This is a genomic window from Rhodoglobus sp. G.S.23 (assembly GCF_056675935.1).
The window spans coordinates 819,688-835,084 of sequence record NZ_CM155237.1 but is presented as its reverse complement, the minus strand read 5'-3'; the positions used below and the strand labels follow the sequence as shown (position 1 = coordinate 835,084).

Below are 15,397 nucleotides of genomic sequence, written 5' to 3'. Positions count from 1 at the left end.
TAGTGACACAAAATCGCGTCACTAAATCGCCTCTCCACAGGTTATTTTCAGTTTTTGCGCGGAAAAGTGACAAAACATCCCTTGGCGCGACAAATAGTCACTAGTAGCGCAAAATTATTGCGCCCGAGCCGTTACCCTAGGCGCGCAACTCGACCGCCACCGACTGCCCTGCGGTTCCCCGAACTTTCTGCGCTAGCCGAATGGCCGTGTATTTGGCACCGTACTTTTTCTGCAGAGCGGCATCCATCGCCTCTAGAGCTTCTGCATCATCGCGCACAACTGCGGTGGCAATAACGGTTTCGGCGCCGTCTGCGACAGCGCCTCGCATATCGCAAGGAGTCAGCTCAACACGATCCGTGTGGCGGATGCGCTTCACTTTTCCTGAGGAAGGTGCAGTAGTCACGAGCAGTCGGTCGCCATCCGCGACGATCCATACCGGGGTCGACACCGCATCCCCTGACTTGCGAAAGGTGGTCAACGAAACGTACGTCTCGTTGGCGAGGGTGGAAAGCTCGTGGGGCGTCATCCTTCCATTATTGCCGCAGTTCTGATGTCGATTCGCCGCGGTGGCCTGTGCTGGATGCCTGCTGAGGAGTACTGTGTCGCCATGGATGTCACGACATGGCTCTTGGACTCCGACCCATCAATTCGGTGGCAAACTTTGCGAGATCTCGCTAATGCCCCGGTCGAGGTTGTCGCATCAGAGCGAGCGAAGGTTGCAACGACGGGATGGGCCTCCCGCGTGCTCGACCTTCAGGGCGCCGACGGTCAGTGGGCAGGCGGAGCTTACTTTCCCGAACATTACAACGGGGCTGGGCAGCCCTGGACGGCGACCGCATTCAGTCTCCAATTTCTGCGTGAGCTCGGGGTGGATCCGGCGGCCTCACGCGTTCGCGGCGCTGTGGCGCGCGTGCGCGAGAACAGTCGTTGGGAGTATGACGGTTCACGATTCTTTGATGGCGAAGTAGAGCCGTGCATTAACGGGCTCACGGTGGGAATCGGTGCCTACTTTGGCATGCGGGTTGAGGGGATCGTCGAACGATTGCTTGGCGAACAGATGGAAGATGGCGGGTGGAACTGTGAAGCCGAAAACGGTTCGGTACGCAGCTCTTTTCACACCACTCTCGCGGTGCTTGACGGCCTGCGCGAATATGAAGACGCCGTTGATGGCAACGATGCGGTAGCACTTGCTCGCTGGCGGGGCCACGAATATCTTCTAGACCGTCACCTAATGCGCCGGCTCAGCACCGGTGATGTTGTCAATGACAAATGGCTGCAATTCTCGTTCCCCCCACGATGGCACTATGACGTGCTGCGCGCGCTCGACTACTTTCGGGCATCCGGAACTGCTTATGATCCACGGATGGATGAAGCACTCGCGCTTGTCGAAAGCAAACGCGGCGAAGACGGGCGGTGGCTACTCGAGAACACCCACCCGGGGAGCGTTCACCTCGAAATGGAGGACGGCGACGGCAAGCCCAGCCGCTGGAATACGCTGCGAGCGCTGCGCGTGCTCGAGCGGTTTGGGCGCAACGCCGCAGCACGGGGCGGACGAAGCAGCGATACGGGCTTTGGCATCGACACCGCTTCCGTCGCCAGCACGAATGCGAACGAAGCAGCCTGAGTCGACCGCAGGCCAAGAGAGGCGCGCACGAGTAGTGGCAAGTCTCGGCGCATCCCGACGCTTACCGTCGGAGGTGCCCCCTTCCCCGATTCGATTCGATTCGATTACTACGTTCGGGGAGGGCGACGCCGACAAGGAGATCGGATTCTTAGGCCATTGAGGGCGCAATCTTTGCGTCGACCACGGGCATGACGTGCGTCACGAGGGCCTCGAGGATACGAGTGTTGAACTCGACCCCGAGCTGGTTGGGCACGGTAACCAGCAGAGTATCGGCGGCCTGCACTGCTGCATCGCGCGCGAGTTCAGCGGCGATCACGTCGGGACCTCCGATGTAGGAGCGGCCGAAGCGGGAGCGCGAGCCGTCGAGCATTCCGACTTGGTCGCGTTGTTCGACTTGCCCCTGAACACCAAAGTAGTACTCGGTCTCGTCATCGATAATGGGCAGGATGCTGCGGCTCACCGAAACCCGTGGCGCGCCGGCATGCCCGGCACTCGCCCAAGTGTCCCGGAACAGAGAGATCTGCTCAGCCTGAAGCTCGTCAAAGGGAACCCCTGTGTCTTCAGTGAGGAGCGTTGAACTCATGAGGTTCATGCCCTGCTCGGCCGTCCAGATCGCGGTGGCACGGGTGCCTGCACCCCACCAGATGCGTTCGCTGAGTCCTGGCGCCTGCGGCTGGATTGGTTGAAGAGCGCTCGTGCCCGTCATCTGCGGGTTGCCGGGGGCGAACCCAGCGCCTGCGATCGCACGACGAAACAGGTCAGTGTGAGTGCGAGCCATATCGGCATCGCTCTCTCCCGCTGTCGGTTCATAACCGAAAGCGCGCCATCCATCGATCACAGTTTCGGGTGAGCCTCGGCTAATGCCCAACTGGAGTCGCCCCGCGGCAATGAGGTCTGCCTGCGCCGCGAGTTCTGCCATCGCCAGCGGGTTCTCGTAACGCATGTCGATGACACCAGTGCCGAGCTCGATTGTTTTGGTGCGCGCAGCGGCAGCGGAGAGCAACGGCCACGGTGATGCATGCTGGCGCGCGAAGTGATGCACGCGGAAGTAGGCACCGTCGACTCCGACTTCTTCTGCGGCAACGGCGAGCTCCACTGCCTGGAGCAACGCGTCAGCTCCGGTGCGGGTGCGTGACCCCTGAACGTCTTGCCAGTGTCCGAAGGAAAGGAACCCAATTTTCGTCATACTGGCAGAACAGGTGCAGAGTCGGCGTTATTCCACAGCGAGAGGGCGACACCGTCGAGGATGTCGTGCTCGCTGGTCGTAATCCACTCCAGCGGGTGACCGGCTGCGCCTGCGGCATCCGCCACTCGTTGCAGGACGGTGGCCCAAATGACGGCACCGGCCGCAATGACGTCGACACGACCGGGGTGCATGTAGGGCAGGGCGGCGCGTTCGGCGCGCGGCATGCGAGTGAGAGCTTCGCACGATCGAAGAACCTCAGCGAGGGGAAGGCGACTGCCGCTGATCGCGACAGGGTCGTAGCTCGAGAGGCCGAGAGCGTGCGCTGTGATTGTCGTGACGGTGCCGGCGACTCCGATGACTTCCGTCGCTTGCGAAAGGTCGACGGTCGCGGTGGCGATGTCGAGGGCTGCGGTGACGTCGCTGTGGATGGCGGCGAGCTCAGAATCGGAAGGCGGGTCGCTCACGATGGTGCGTTCAGCGAGGCGCACACAGCCCACATCCATCGAATATGCCGCTTCGGGGATGTCGCCGCCGAGGACGAGTTCGGTGGAACCGCCGCCGAGGTCGACGACGAAGTGCTGCGGCGCTGGCGCGGTGTCGTCGGGGCCGAACGCGGGCAGCGCCGTGAGTGCGCCACGGAACGACAGCGCGGCTTCTTCTGTTCCGGGAATCACTTCAACCGGCACGCCAAGAATCGCAAAGACCGCGTCGGTGAACTCGGCACGGTTGGCGGCATCCCGAGTGGCAGATGTTGCCACGAAACGGATGCGCTCAGCGCCATGCTCACGGCACAGCGCGGCGTAGGTGCGTACGGCCGTGAGGGTGCGGTCGAGCGCACCCGGGCTGAAGCGGCCGGTGCGGTCGACGCCCTCCCCCAGTCGCACGACTTCGAGGGTGCGCACGACGTCGCTCAGACCGCCGAACCCATCAAGGTCGGCGATGAGGAGGCGGATTGAGTTGGTTCCGCAGTCGATCGCGGCAACACGGGTCATGATGTGCTCCTGAAGGGCGGGGTGGTGGCGTCGCTAGCGGACGACAACGAGGGCTTCGTTGTGCTTGAGGAAGCCTGGCTTCCACGGCGGGTCAAAACGAGCAAAATAGACGGCGCCGAGGGGCGCAAGACAGTCACGCTTGAGGGCGGCGAGCAGAGCATCCGCATTCTGTTGGTATTTTTCTTCGTTCGAGCCGCCGCTAAAACGTCGAGCGGCGACCCGCTGCTCGGGCACATCAACGGTGCGCACGGTGGCGTCGCGAGGGACCGGAACGCTCGTTGCCCCGGCGGGCATCACAAAACTCACGGTGTATCTCTTGGCTTCACCCGGCGCTTGAATAACCGGCGCCGTCATCGAAATATTTGACGTGCTGATGTAGCGGATGAGAGGACGAAAGCCCTGATTTCCCGCCTCAAAGAATGAGCCATCGGCATCAACCTGGGCAAGGATGTGCGCGGGATAGAGCCGCACTTCGTAACCATCATGCTCAGAGATGAGGGTGTACGGCTGCTTTTCGGTCATGCCGTCACCCTACGCCTGCGGCCCTTCATCTAGCTGGGACTTCTCGCGCAGGCTTGCAGCACAGCACAAGTGAACTGCCTCTAGTAAGAGAGCTTCTCGAAGACCATCGTTGTCTGAATTCGGTCACCGCCACCGAGGCCCTTGGTCCCGGACGTAGCGGTCGTGATGGTGTGCAGGCGGTAGCCGAGCGCGGCTTGAGCGTTTACTGCCTGTTCGAGTTCGGTAAGGTTTCCCGATCCGGTGCCCCAGAGCTTCTCTTTCAGGATGACTTGGAGCACAACGTAGGTCGCGCCGGTCGCTGCTGGTCGAGGCTGGGCACCCGCAACGGCTTCTGCTTCAATTCTGTTGATGACGCCGCCGAGCCCGCCCTCCTGCGGTTGTGGGTCCTGATACTGATCCGTCCAGACTTGACCGTCCCACCAACGCTGTCGGTCAGATCCATCGTCGTACCAGCCTGCTGTAGGGAGCACCATCGGTTCCTCATCTCGTCTCAACTCTGTGACGTCGCCATACTATGCCGCACCATAGTTTTACCGAGGGAGATTCAGGTTGAACGTGTCAGCTACACCTTCTTGACCACACTTGACTTAAGCTGCATTTGGCCAAAACCGTCAACCTTGCAGTCAATGTCGTGGTCGCCAACACCATCAACGAGGCGGATGTTGCGCACCTTCGTTCCGACCTTAATCGACGTGGGGCTGCCCTTAACTTTGAGGTCCTTGATGATGCTCACCGTATCGCCATCGGCGAGCGGAGTGCCGAACGCATCCTTGATGACCGCAGCGCCCTGCTCGGCTTCGGCAGCGGCATCCGCTTCACTCGGCGACCATTCGTGACCACACATCGGGCACACCAACAGCGCACCCATCTCGTAGGCGAGGTCGCTTGAGCAGTTCGGGCAGAGGGGTAGAGCGTCAGGCATGGGGAACTTTCGGTTGAGCGCGCGGTCTGCAGCACAGACACGGAAAACGTTTCGTACTTATCGAACTGTACGACGGATTCCGGGACGGGTTTGTTGCCCGCGACGGAATACCTCCACGCGCACGTCGGTTGCATCCTCCGACATGGCAGATCTGTTCTGCACCGGATTTCGAAAGGTCCCTTCATGACCATGCTTCACGACCGCCTCGCCGCGACCGACTCCCCCATCCTTGATGTGCTGGCCGAACGGTGGAGCCCCCGCCATTTCGACTCCGCCGCACCGCTCGATGAGGCGGCGCTGCAGAACGCTCTCGAAGCTGCCCGGTGGGCACCGTCGGCCTATAACAGCCAGCCGTGGCGCATGATCGTCGCTCGTCGCGGCACCGCCCAGCACGACGCGATCCTCTCCACTCTTAGTGGCTTCAATCAGTCGTGGGCCGGCTCTGCCTCAGCCCTGATCATCTTCCTCACGGAACACCACAACGCTGAAGGCAAGGCCCAGCCGACCGCCGCCTATGACACCGGCCAGGCCGTTGCCTACTTCACGATCCAGGCTCAGAGCCACGGACTTTTTAGCCACCAGATGTCAGGCTTCGACCCGGATGCCGCAGCAGCAGCCCTCGCAATCGATGGCCGCTTCACCCCCACCACGGTCATGGCCGTTGGCGCACTGGGCGACCCCGCCGAAATGACGGACGCAATCCGTGAGCGCGAAACCGCACCCCGTGCACGACGTGCCTCCGCCGAATCGGTGCTCGTTAACGCCTGACATTTAGTGGCGCGTGGGGTCCACGTTGTAGCTGCGCGGACCCCACGCCGCTTGGCTATTCATCTCGCGATGCGGGGGCCGATCGCCCGTCTCGCGGATTCATGACGATATGGATCGGGCTCCCGAACATCCCGATCACACAAAGTACCAAAACCGAGAGCACGGGAACTAGGTAGTGCCACGCTTGCTCGAATTCCCATTCGTCGTCACGGGATCTCACTACGAGCGCGCTGCTCCAATCGCCCGAGAACTCGGGAAGTCCAGCGATAAACGCGCCTAGGGAAAAGTAAGCCCCCATGGCTGCAAGAACAGCCAGCATAATGACCCTGGCTCTGCCGCGACTTGGCGGCGAAGCCAGCCAGAAGTCCACTGGCCGATGCGGATCGTCTTTATGCCACAATGTCGCCCGCGATCAGTTCTCGCAATGCAGCCAAAATCCCGCTACTCGCGGCCATCTTCGAGCGGGATGAGCATCGTGCGGAACTCGCCTGCCGCGGCGTGAATGTCCCAGATGCGTGACGCCACATCGTCGATGCCGTTGGGCAGCTGAAGCTTGGGAATGCCGCCCGGGATGATGAGCTGACGCACGCGAATATTCTCGTCTTCGAGGGCTTCGTGAAGCATCTCGCCGTAGGCACTCTCCGACGGGAAGGCAACCGAGGTTCCTGCGAAGCCGGCGCGTGACTTTACCGAGGTTCCGCCGTTGATCAGGATGATGCTGCCGTCGCCATTCTCACGCATCGCGGGTAGCACAGTGCGCACCGCATGAATGAGACCGAGCGCTGAGAACTGCAGCGCTTCGAGCGCGAGTTCGGGGGTCAGCTCGAGTACTGGCTTCAGATAAGTGCGTGCCGGGAGCGGGCTGTACTGCAGCGTCGTGATCGGCCCAAGCTCGGCAGCTGCGCGCGCGAGTGCGGCCTCCAGAGCCTCTGGCTCTAGCACGTCAGCCGCGTAGCCGCGGGCGGTCACGCCATCGGATTCAAGCTCCGCGGCGAGCGCATCGAGCTTCGACTGATCCCTTGAAATCAGGGCGACAGCGAAGCCTTCGGTTCCGAACCGGCGGGCGACTGCTGCGCCGAGTCCGGGGCCCGCTCCGATGATGGCGATAACGGGCATGAGATTCCTTCGATCGAAGTGTTCGGCGGGCCGTGCTGCTTGAAAAAGCTTACCGGCACACTCCCGCGCAATTTAAACGGGATGACTTACGGACAAGTGGCTGTGACGCAAGCGAGTGCTGCCTCTAAAACTCCTCGTCGGTAATGCCGAGTCTCTCTTTCGTAGCGGCCGCTTCGGCCTGGTCGAGCCAAGCGAAGTCGTAGCGACCGTTGTGTGGCGACTTGTGCCCGCTGAATTCGAAATATCCCGCTTGCAGCTCCCGCACGGTGATCCACGACGGATAGTCCTCCTGGGATAGCTCGTGAGCGCCGTCGGCCCAGACGACGATGTACCAGACCCACCATGTCTACTGAAAGAGACTCAACGGCGATACGAAGTGCCCTACGACTGACGCGATGTGGCCGGCCAGGACGCCATCTTTCGTTAAAACACCAACGCCTCCCCTGAACGGATCCACGGTTTCGTCCGGGAGCGGAGGCTTGACGTGCTTCTTCCAAAAGGACCGAATCATGGTCGAGGCCCTAGCCCAGAAGGCCGCTCTGCGCGATCCCAGCAGTCATAAGGGTCAGCCAGACTGCGAAGAAGGCGACTTGGATCAGCGTGCCCAACATTCCGATGATGATCGCCGCGCGAGCAAGCCCGCGACCGGACTCCCCACTCGAAGTGATTTGCTTGCGACCCATTGCGCCCAGCACCACTCCCACGATCGGAATCATGAATGCGGCGATGAAGCCGATGAGTGCGAGCGTGTTCGTGCGCGGGACAGGATTTGTTGTCATACGTCATAGTGACACGACCGCGGAAAGCCGTCGTGCGACACTGCGAGCCGCGGCTAGTTGTTGAAGCGGAACTCCACCACGTCGCCATCCTGTTGTTCCTGACCGATGAACACGAGGTGTCGTCAACAGTGCTATCGTGACTAAAAATTGAAACTTTCGCAGGCGCAAAGATCGCAGAGTTGCGGACACAACTAAGGAATACACATGGTCCAGGAGTACCGCCGCACCTGTAGTCATTGTGGCAAGGTGTGGCATTCCCTAGTCACACGCGAAGCCGAGATCGAGCTGGTGAAGAAGCAAGCTGCTTTCTCCACTATTGGAAACTGCTGCGGCGACAATAGCCAGAACATGCGCAACATGGATGCGGGATCGGACAGCTTGACAAAGCTGCGCCAGTGCCCGGAGTGCGGATCGGCGAACTACTCAGAAGAGATCGTTGGCGAAGGTTAGAACTCCACTCGGTCACCTGATCAGCTGGGCAATTCGTACGGTATGGCAGCAAGGGATCGGGCCACGTCGCAACAAATCCCGAGGCGTGATCTGTCGCTTTTACCCTTCATGTTCGCAGTACGCACGAGAAGTGTTCGAGAAGTACGGTTCGCTAAAGGGCATTCTTTTGACGGTGGATCGCATTCGAAGATGCAACTCGAGCAACACGGCCACTTGCCTCGACTCACCCTGAGTCCAATTACACTACCCATGTTGCCTGAAGGCGGAACTCGACCGGCGGGAACCAGAATTGCACCACGTCGCGATCCACCTGCAATAGATACCTAACTGTGCCGGAACTCCACATCGTTTCGTCGTGCATTACGTGTGGCCTCGTGGTCACCCACTATCCGGCCTCGCCCCCTGGTAGCGGCGCACCCGACAGAAACGCTTCGTAGGCAACACGCGCGTCCGCCTCTACATCCGGCTGCTGACGACCGTACCTGCCATCCGTTCGATCGCGCTTCGGCCCCGATAACCAGAACTTCTCGTCCGTCTCGGCGTCGTAGAAGTTGGCGTCGAAGTTCGCATACGCAGTGCCGGTGACGCGTCGAAGCGTGCGGCCCTGAAAGTATGCGGTGCGCCACGTCTTGGTGAACCGCACCCATCCGATCCACGAAGGTCCGGCGTCAGTGTTGTAGCCAGTCTTGAGCTGGACATACATGATGCGGTCATTCATGCTTTGAGGCTACTCACCTGCGCGCAACTATTCGGCGCCTGAGATACCTAACTGTGGCGGAACTCCACGACGTCGCCATCCTGCATGACGTATTCCTTGCCCTCAACGCGAGCCTTGCCCTTGGAGCGAGCCTCCGCGATGGAGCCGGTCTCAACGAGGTCGTCGAAGCCGATGACCTCAGCCTTGATGAAGCCCTTTTCGAAGTCAGTGTGGATGACGCCGGCAGCCTGGGGTGCCTTGGCGCCCTTCGGGATCGTCCAGGCGCGAGTCTCTTTCGGACCAGCCGTGAGGTACGTCTGCAGGCCGAGAGTGTCGAAGCCGATGCGGGCGAGCTGGTCGAGGCCGCTCTCGTCTTGACCGGTGCTCGCGAGAAGTTCTGCGGCATCCTCTTCGTCGAGGTCGATGAGTTCGGCCTCCAACTTTGCGTCGAGGAAGATCGCCTTCGCGGGGGCGACGAGAGCAGCCAATTCGGCGAGCTTTGCGGTGCTGCCGAGCACCTCTTCATCCACATTGAAAACATAGATAAACGGCTTGGAGGTGAGCAGACCCAGTTCGCGGATCAGTTCGAGGTCAATCTTCGTTGCCGCCGACAACGGCTTGCCCTCATTGAGGAAAGCCTGGGCGGCAAGCGCAGCCTCGAGAACGGCAGGCTCAACGCGCTTGGTCTTGAGTTCCTTCTCATAACGAGCAACAACCTTTTCCAGCGTCTGCAGGTCAGCGAGAATCAGCTCAGTGTTGATGGTCTCCATGTCGGATGCCGCATCAACCTTGCCGTCAACGTGAATAACATCCGGGTCGCTGAAACCGCGCACGACCTGAGCGATAGCGTCAGCCTCGCGGATGTTCGCCAAAAACTTGTTGCCCAACCCTTCGCCCTCGCTGGCGCCCTGCACAATGCCGGCGATATCAACGAACGAGACCGGAGCGGGCAGGATGCGCTCACTCTTGAAAATTTCCGCCAGCACTTTGAGGCGCGGGTCGGGCAGGTTGACGATACCCACGTTCGGTTCGATGGTCGCGAACGGATAGTTCGCGGCGAGCACCGAATTCTTGGTCAGAGCGTTAAAGAGGGTGGACTTGCCGACATTCGGGAGTCCAACGATTGCAATAGTGAGAGCCACAGAAGCCAATCCTACCGGCGATAGCGGCCCCGAGAAACGGGACCGCTACCAGTGCGGAGAAAGCCAGCCAGTTGCTAGCCGTTGTTTTGCGGGAAACCCAGGTTGATTCCACCGTGGCTGGGGTCGAGCCAGCGGCTGGTGACAGCCTTCTGGCGGGTGAAGAAACGGATCGCATCCGGGCCATACGCCTTCGCGTCGCCGAATGCCGAATTCTTCCAACCGCCAAAGGAGAAGTAGGCAACCGGAACAGGAATCGGAACGTTAATACCGACCATGCCGACCTCAACTTCACGCTGGAAGCGACGAGCCGCTCCCCCATCGTTCGTGAAGATCGCGGTGCCGTTTCCGTACTGCGAAGAGTTGATCAGTTCGAGACCCTCTTCATAGCTCGCCACACGAATCACGCTGAGAACGGGGCCGAAGATCTCGTCTTTGTAGACATCCGAATCGGTCGAAACGTTGTCGATCAGGGTCGGGCCAAGCCAGAAACCGTTCGCGTCACCATCAATCGCGATGCCGCGACCATCAACAGCGATCGTGGCGCCGTCAGTCTCAGCGAGGTCGATGTAGCTGGCGACCTTGTCGCGGTGCTGCTGTGTGATGAGCGGACCCATGTCGCAATTGCGGGTTCCATCGCCGACCGTGAGGCCGGCCATCCGCTCGCTGATCTTCGCAATCAGCTCGTCGGTAACGGGCTCAACAGCAACGATGACCGAGATCGCCATGCAGCGTTCCCCGGCCGAACCGAAACCAGCGTTGACGGCAGAGTCAGCAACGAGGTCGAGGTCAGCATCCGGAAGCACAAGCATGTGGTTCTTTGCACCACCGAGAGCCTGAACGCGCTTGCCGTGGTGGGCAGCCGTTTCGTAAATGTACTTGGCGATCGGAGTGGAGCCAACGAATGAAATGCTGGCGACATCGGGATGCTCGAGCAAGGTATCGACGGCAACCTTGTCACCGTGCACTACGTTGAACACGCCATCCGGCAGTCCGGCTTCGGTGAAGAGTTCAGCCATCCAGAGCGACGACGATGGGTCCTTCTCGCTGGGCTTCAACACAACAGTGTTACCCGCGGCGACAGCCATCGGGAAGAACCACATCGGCACCATGGCCGGGAAGTTGAACGGGCTAATGATCGCGGTCACACCGAGGGGCTGCTGCAACGAGTACACGTCAACACCCGTCGAGACGTTTTCGCTGTACTCGCCCTTGCTGAGGTGCGCGATGCCGCAGGCGAAGTCGAGAACTTCGAGGCCACGAGCGATCTCTCCAGCGGCATCCGACAGCACCTTGCCGTGCTCGGCTGTAATGATCGCGGCAAGCTCATCCTTGCGAGCGTTGAACAGCTCACGGAACGCGAACATGACCGCAGTGCGCTTCGCGATCGACGTATTGCCCCACTCAGGGAAGGCAGCCTTAGCCGCGGCAACACCGGTGTTGACATCAGCGACGGATGCGAGAGGAACCGTGCGAGCGACAGCGCCGGTTGCGGGGTTGAAGACATCGCCACGGTTGGGCGAGTCGCCCTCGGTAGCTGAGCCATTGATCCAGTGCGGAATCGTGGAGTACATGGGCCTACTTTCGATCGGAGGTAGCCCCAGTCTGTGCCCGCAGCGATCTGCGATCAAGACCTATTCATGCACGGTCAATCTGCAGAAATGCAGATACTTCCGCGAGACGCTACTCGAGCGGCAAAAGCTCCGACGCGCGACGGGCAACCTCGCGGTGCAGAGCAGCCCGCACTAACTGCACCGCCTCAATCTCGGCTGCCTCTTTGCGTATCGACAGCGCAAACTCGAGCCGGAAACTCACCTCGTCGGGCAGCACCGCAACAAGCCCAGGCTCCGGCTCAGCCATAAACGCGTGCAGCAGGCCAATACCGGCTCCGCGACGAGTGGCCTCAAGCTGCGCAAAAACACTCGTCGAACCAAACCCCACGCGCATGCCGCCGAGCACCGGGGCCAGATCGAGCTCGCGAACCGTGAGCAGGGCATCCACATAGAAGACCAGCGGATGACTGTCGAGGTCGGCAACGGAACGAATCGACGGATGCGTCGCGACATAGTCGGGCGAGGCGTAAAGCCGCAGAGCGTAGGCGGCGAGAGGTTCGGAAGCGAGGCGCGATGTTGCCGCCGAGCCGATCGTGATCGCTAGGTCGAAGCCGGCGCCGCGCAAACTCAGCGGGCGCGTTGAGGTCACCAGTTCGACCGTGATTGCCGGATGCTCCGCCTGCACTGCCGCGAGCGCTGCAGTAACAAAGGTGGCCCCGAAGCCATCGGGCGCGACGATTCGCACGGTGCCGCGCACTTCGTCGGCACCGCCGCTGGTAGCCCCAACGACGTTCTCGACAATGTTTTCGAGGCCTGCAGCGCGGGTGGCGACTTCGCGGCCGATGGCGGTGAGTTCCCAGCCGTCAGCCCCGCGGTCGAGGAGGCGCACGCCGAGGGCTGCTTCGAGACGGTCAATACGGCGGCGCACTGTCGTGTGGTCGACGCCGAGCAGGGTCGCGGCCGACACCATTCGTCCGGCGCGCGCGACAGCAATGAGGTACCGCAAATCGTCGGTGCTCACATCAAGCGGATGCACTGAATCGCTGGCCATTGACCCAGCCTAGAGCGACGAACCGGTCGCCCTCCCGCATTGCTCCCCGAAATGTCCGCGCCGGCTGGCACACTGGCGGAATGGATCCCATCCTTGCTCTCATCATCGGCCTTCTCGTCGGCGCCATTCTTGGCGTCGTCATTGGGTTGCTCGTCGCCCGCGTGCGCGCAAGCGCTCCCACTGATCAGGTCGACCCTGAGGTGATTGAGGCGCGACACCTGGCAGCGATTGCTCAAGTGACCGCGCAGGAGCGCGAGGAGCAGTCACGACTTTCGACGGAGCTTGCATCCATTACGGCTCGCGCCGGGGCGCTTGGTGAACAGGTTGCTTCCCTGCAGCAGCAGTACCGCGAAACTCTCGACCGCCAGCGTGAAGAAGCGACAGCGCTTGCCGAACGCGAGCGCCGCGAATCCAAGGTGCTACAGGCGCTCACTCCGGTGCAAGAGACTCTGCGCACGATGCAGAACAAGGTCACCGAGTTGGAATCGCAGCGAAGCCTTCAGCACGGCGAACTGAGCCAGCAGCTGAAGTCGGCCACCGAATCCGAAGAGCGCTTGCGCAGCACCGCCGAGTCTCTGGCTTCGGCACTGCGCAACAACTCCACGCGTGGAGTGTGGGGAGAAACCCAGCTGCGCAACGTTGTGCAGGCCGCTGGGCTCATCGAGCGAGTCGATTTCGATGTGCAGTCGAGCATCACTTCGGATGCCGGTGCCGGTCGCCCCGACATGGTCGTCCACCTTCCCGGCGGCAAAAACATCGCGGTCGACGCGAAGGTACCGTTCAGTGCTTTCCTTGAAGCAAGCCAGATCTCGGTCACTGCCACCGGCGAAGAAGGCGCTCGACGCGAAGCACTCATCAAACAACACGTCAAAGTGATGCGCGGCCACATCGACACCCTCGCGAGCAAGGCTTACTGGGCAGGGCTCGACGCCTCCCCCGAACTCGTCATCGCCTTCATCCCCAGCGAATCGCTCGTATCGTCGGCGATGGAAGCTGACCCCTCGATCATGGACTACGCGTTCGGCAAGCGCGTCGCGCTCGCCTCCCCCGTCACCCTCTGGTCGGTACTCAAGACCGTCGCCTTCTCGTGGCAACAGGATGTGCTCACTGACCAAGCCAAAACACTGTTCGATCTCAGCAAAGAGCTTTACCAGCGCCTAGCCACGCTTGCCGACCACGCCGACAAACTGCGTCGCTCAATCGACACCACCGTGAACAGCTACAACCAGTTCGCCAACTCGCTAGAGACTCGCGTGCTCGTGACCGCCCGCAAGCTCAATGCCCTCGACGAATCGAAAGTCATCGGCACCACCAACACGGTTGAGGGCACGCCGAAACACATCACCGCCGTCGAAATGGATCTCGCCCAGCCCGAAGACGACGACGACTAAAATAGACGTCGAGAAGCGACGCCTAACAGGCAGGCAAAACGCTCTTAGTGGTCAAGCCACTTCTCAGCGAGGTGGTCAGCCGAAATGCGGCGGATTGTTCCCGAATGTGAACGCAATACAATCGACTCCGTGCGAATGATGGGGCCGAAGCGGCGTACACCCTTCACAAGACCACCGTCGGTAACGCCCGTAGCAACGAAGAACGTGTTGTCGCTGGCCACCATTTCATCGGCCGTGTAGACGTGATCGAACTTGAGCCCGGCATCCATACCGCGTTGACGTTCGTCATCGGTCTGCGGGTACAGGATCGTCTGAATTTCGCCGCCGAGTGCCTTGATCGCGCACGCCGTGGCAACACCCTCAGGGCTACCACCGATACCGACACACATATCAATGCGCGTTCCATAGAGCGCCGCGTTGATTCCGCCAGCAACATCACCGTCAAGCATCAGACGGGTACCAGCACCGGCCGCACGGATGTCATCAATGAGCTGCGCGTGACGCGGGCGGTCAAGCACGGCAACCACGATGTCTTCGGGAAGCTTGCCCTTGGCTTTAGCGAGGGCACGAATGTTCTCACCGATGGGCTTGTGGATATCGACAACCCCAACGCCTTCAGCGCCGGTAACAATCTTGTCCATATAGAAAACAGTGGACGCGTCGAGCATGGTGCCGCGGTCAGAGACAGCAATCATTGAGATCGCGTTCTGTCGCCCGGCCGCCGTCAGCGAGGTGCCATCGATCGGATCAACGGCGATGTCGCAGGCCGGCCCACGACCGGTGCCAACATGTTCACCGTTGAAGAGCATGGGAGCGTTATCTTTTTCGCCCTCACCGATAACGACGAGGCCATCGAAGTCGACGGTGCCCAAAAATTTGCGCATCGCATCAACTGCAGCGCCGTCTGCACCGAGCTTGTCGCCCTTGCCAATGAAGGGAACAGCGCGAATGGCGGCCGCTTCGGTTGCCCGCACAAGCTCAAGAGCTAGGTTGCGATCGGGGTGGAGGAATAGCGTGCCGGTTTCTGTACTCACCTAGAGGCATCCTTCGTTGAGAGTGGTCGACTGGGGACGCGCCGGTGGTGGTCAGCGCAGCCCTCAGTCTAACCGAATCGTTACACCGCCTTCGGCCCTTACCGCAGAGATCGCACCAACGTGCAACAGTTCGCGCCCGCCCCGAAGGGGTCGCTAGAATCAAGGCGAGCCGG

At 60.9% G+C, this 15,397-nt stretch carries 19 protein-coding genes; 5 read left to right on the top strand and 14 right to left on the bottom strand.

Annotation, left to right across the window (positions count from 1 at the left end; genetic code table 11):
• Positions 1-136: 136 nt before the first annotated feature.
• Positions 137-526, bottom strand: coding sequence for a PPOX class F420-dependent oxidoreductase (locus AC1ENN_RS04035; protein ID WP_480391878.1), 390 nt, complete (start codon positions 524-526; stop codon positions 137-139).
• Between AC1ENN_RS04035 and AC1ENN_RS04030 the strand changes: the two genes are divergently transcribed.
• The gene (locus tag AC1ENN_RS04030; protein ID WP_449648662.1) at positions 515-1,624 is read left to right on the top strand and encodes a prenyltransferase/squalene oxidase repeat-containing protein; all 1,110 of its coding nucleotides are present in this window, start codon (positions 515-517) and stop codon (positions 1,622-1,624) included. The genes AC1ENN_RS04035 and AC1ENN_RS04030 overlap by 12 nt on opposite strands.
• 148 nt (positions 1,625-1,772) lie before the next feature.
• Here the strand turns inward: AC1ENN_RS04030 and AC1ENN_RS04025 are convergent, their stop codons facing one another.
• The 5 genes from AC1ENN_RS04025 to AC1ENN_RS04005 all read right to left on the bottom strand — a co-directional run bounded on the left by AC1ENN_RS04025 (position 1,773) and on the right by AC1ENN_RS04005 (position 5,246).
• A complete protein-coding gene (locus tag AC1ENN_RS04025) occupies positions 1,773-2,810 on the bottom strand; it encodes an LLM class flavin-dependent oxidoreductase (protein WP_449648663.1) in 1,038 nt (345 codons plus the stop codon).
• Positions 2,807-3,802: a Ppx/GppA phosphatase family protein gene (locus AC1ENN_RS04020; RefSeq protein ID WP_480406726.1), complete on the bottom strand. Its 996-nt coding sequence runs from the start codon at positions 3,800-3,802 to the stop codon at positions 2,807-2,809. Before AC1ENN_RS04020 ends, AC1ENN_RS04025 begins: the two co-directional genes overlap by 4 nt.
• 33 nt (positions 3,803-3,835) lie before the next feature.
• Entirely contained in the window at positions 3,836-4,324 is a 489-nt protein-coding gene (locus AC1ENN_RS04015) for an SOUL family heme-binding protein (RefSeq protein ID WP_480391875.1), read from the bottom strand.
• 80 nt (positions 4,325-4,404) lie between these two features.
• Positions 4,405-4,797: a DUF2510 domain-containing protein gene (locus AC1ENN_RS04010; RefSeq protein WP_480391874.1), complete on the bottom strand. Its 393-nt coding sequence runs from the start codon at positions 4,795-4,797 to the stop codon at positions 4,405-4,407.
• A gap of 89 nt (positions 4,798-4,886) precedes the next feature.
• Complete coding sequence (locus AC1ENN_RS04005) at positions 4,887-5,246, bottom strand: zinc ribbon domain-containing protein YjdM (protein ID WP_480391873.1); 360 nt, start codon at positions 5,244-5,246, stop codon at positions 4,887-4,889.
• Positions 5,247-5,429: 183 nt separating this feature from the next.
• Between AC1ENN_RS04005 and AC1ENN_RS04000 the strand changes: the two genes are divergently transcribed.
• Positions 5,430-6,014, top strand: coding sequence for a nitroreductase family protein (locus AC1ENN_RS04000; RefSeq protein WP_449648668.1), 585 nt, complete (start codon positions 5,430-5,432; stop codon positions 6,012-6,014).
• Positions 6,015-6,069: 55 nt separating this feature from the next.
• On the opposite strand, the gene AC1ENN_RS03995 is transcribed toward AC1ENN_RS04000, so the two are convergent.
• The 3 genes from AC1ENN_RS03995 to AC1ENN_RS03985 form a co-directional block, all read right to left on the bottom strand.
• Complete coding sequence (locus AC1ENN_RS03995; protein ID WP_480406725.1) at positions 6,070-6,333, bottom strand: hypothetical protein; 264 nt, start codon at positions 6,331-6,333, stop codon at positions 6,070-6,072.
• 122 nt (positions 6,334-6,455) lie between these two features.
• Positions 6,456-7,130 (bottom strand): SDR family NAD(P)-dependent oxidoreductase, encoded by a 675-nt coding sequence (locus tag AC1ENN_RS03990; protein ID WP_449648670.1) that lies wholly within the window; start codon positions 7,128-7,130, stop codon positions 6,456-6,458.
• A 521-nt stretch (positions 7,131-7,651) separates the two neighbouring features.
• Positions 7,652-7,909 carry a DUF4190 domain-containing protein gene (locus tag AC1ENN_RS03985; protein ID WP_480391871.1) on the bottom strand — a complete coding sequence of 86 codons (258 nt, stop codon included), beginning with the start codon at positions 7,907-7,909 and terminating at the stop codon, positions 7,652-7,654.
• Positions 7,910-8,113: 204 nt separating this feature from the next.
• Between AC1ENN_RS03985 and AC1ENN_RS03980 the strand changes: the two genes are divergently transcribed.
• A complete protein-coding gene (locus AC1ENN_RS03980; protein WP_480406724.1) occupies positions 8,114-8,359 on the top strand; it encodes a hypothetical protein in 246 nt (81 codons plus the stop codon).
• The gene (yidD, locus tag AC1ENN_RS03975) at positions 8,346-8,591 is read left to right on the top strand and encodes a membrane protein insertion efficiency factor YidD (RefSeq protein WP_480406723.1); all 246 of its coding nucleotides are present in this window, start codon (positions 8,346-8,348) and stop codon (positions 8,589-8,591) included. Before AC1ENN_RS03980 ends, yidD begins: the two co-directional genes overlap by 14 nt.
• A gap of 153 nt (positions 8,592-8,744) precedes the next feature.
• On the opposite strand, the gene AC1ENN_RS03970 is transcribed toward yidD, so the two are convergent.
• The 4 genes from AC1ENN_RS03970 to AC1ENN_RS03955 all read right to left on the bottom strand — a co-directional run bounded on the left by AC1ENN_RS03970 (position 8,745) and on the right by AC1ENN_RS03955 (position 12,799).
• On the bottom strand, positions 8,745-9,077 hold the full coding sequence (locus AC1ENN_RS03970; RefSeq protein ID WP_480406722.1) for a hypothetical protein: 333 nt from the start codon (positions 9,075-9,077) through the stop codon (positions 8,745-8,747).
• Between the two features lie 47 nt (positions 9,078-9,124).
• Positions 9,125-10,198, bottom strand: a complete 1,074-nt coding sequence (ychF, locus tag AC1ENN_RS03965; protein WP_480406721.1) for a redox-regulated ATPase YchF — start codon at positions 10,196-10,198, stop codon at positions 9,125-9,127.
• Between the two features lie 74 nt (positions 10,199-10,272).
• Positions 10,273-11,769, bottom strand: a complete 1,497-nt coding sequence (locus AC1ENN_RS03960; RefSeq protein ID WP_480406720.1) for a CoA-acylating methylmalonate-semialdehyde dehydrogenase — start codon at positions 11,767-11,769, stop codon at positions 10,273-10,275.
• Positions 11,770-11,878: 109 nt separating this feature from the next.
• Positions 11,879-12,799 (bottom strand): LysR family transcriptional regulator, encoded by a 921-nt coding sequence (locus AC1ENN_RS03955; protein ID WP_480406719.1) that lies wholly within the window; start codon positions 12,797-12,799, stop codon positions 11,879-11,881.
• Between the two features lie 80 nt (positions 12,800-12,879).
• On the opposite strand from AC1ENN_RS03955, the gene AC1ENN_RS03950 reads away from it, so the two are divergent.
• Positions 12,880-14,190, top strand: a complete 1,311-nt coding sequence (locus AC1ENN_RS03950) for a DNA recombination protein RmuC (RefSeq protein ID WP_480406718.1) — start codon at positions 12,880-12,882, stop codon at positions 14,188-14,190.
• A gap of 44 nt (positions 14,191-14,234) precedes the next feature.
• Here the strand turns inward: AC1ENN_RS03950 and glpX are convergent, their stop codons facing one another.
• Positions 14,235-15,224, bottom strand: a complete 990-nt coding sequence (glpX, locus tag AC1ENN_RS03945) for a class II fructose-bisphosphatase (protein WP_449648678.1) — start codon at positions 15,222-15,224, stop codon at positions 14,235-14,237.
• Positions 15,225-15,397: the final 173 nt, after the last annotated feature.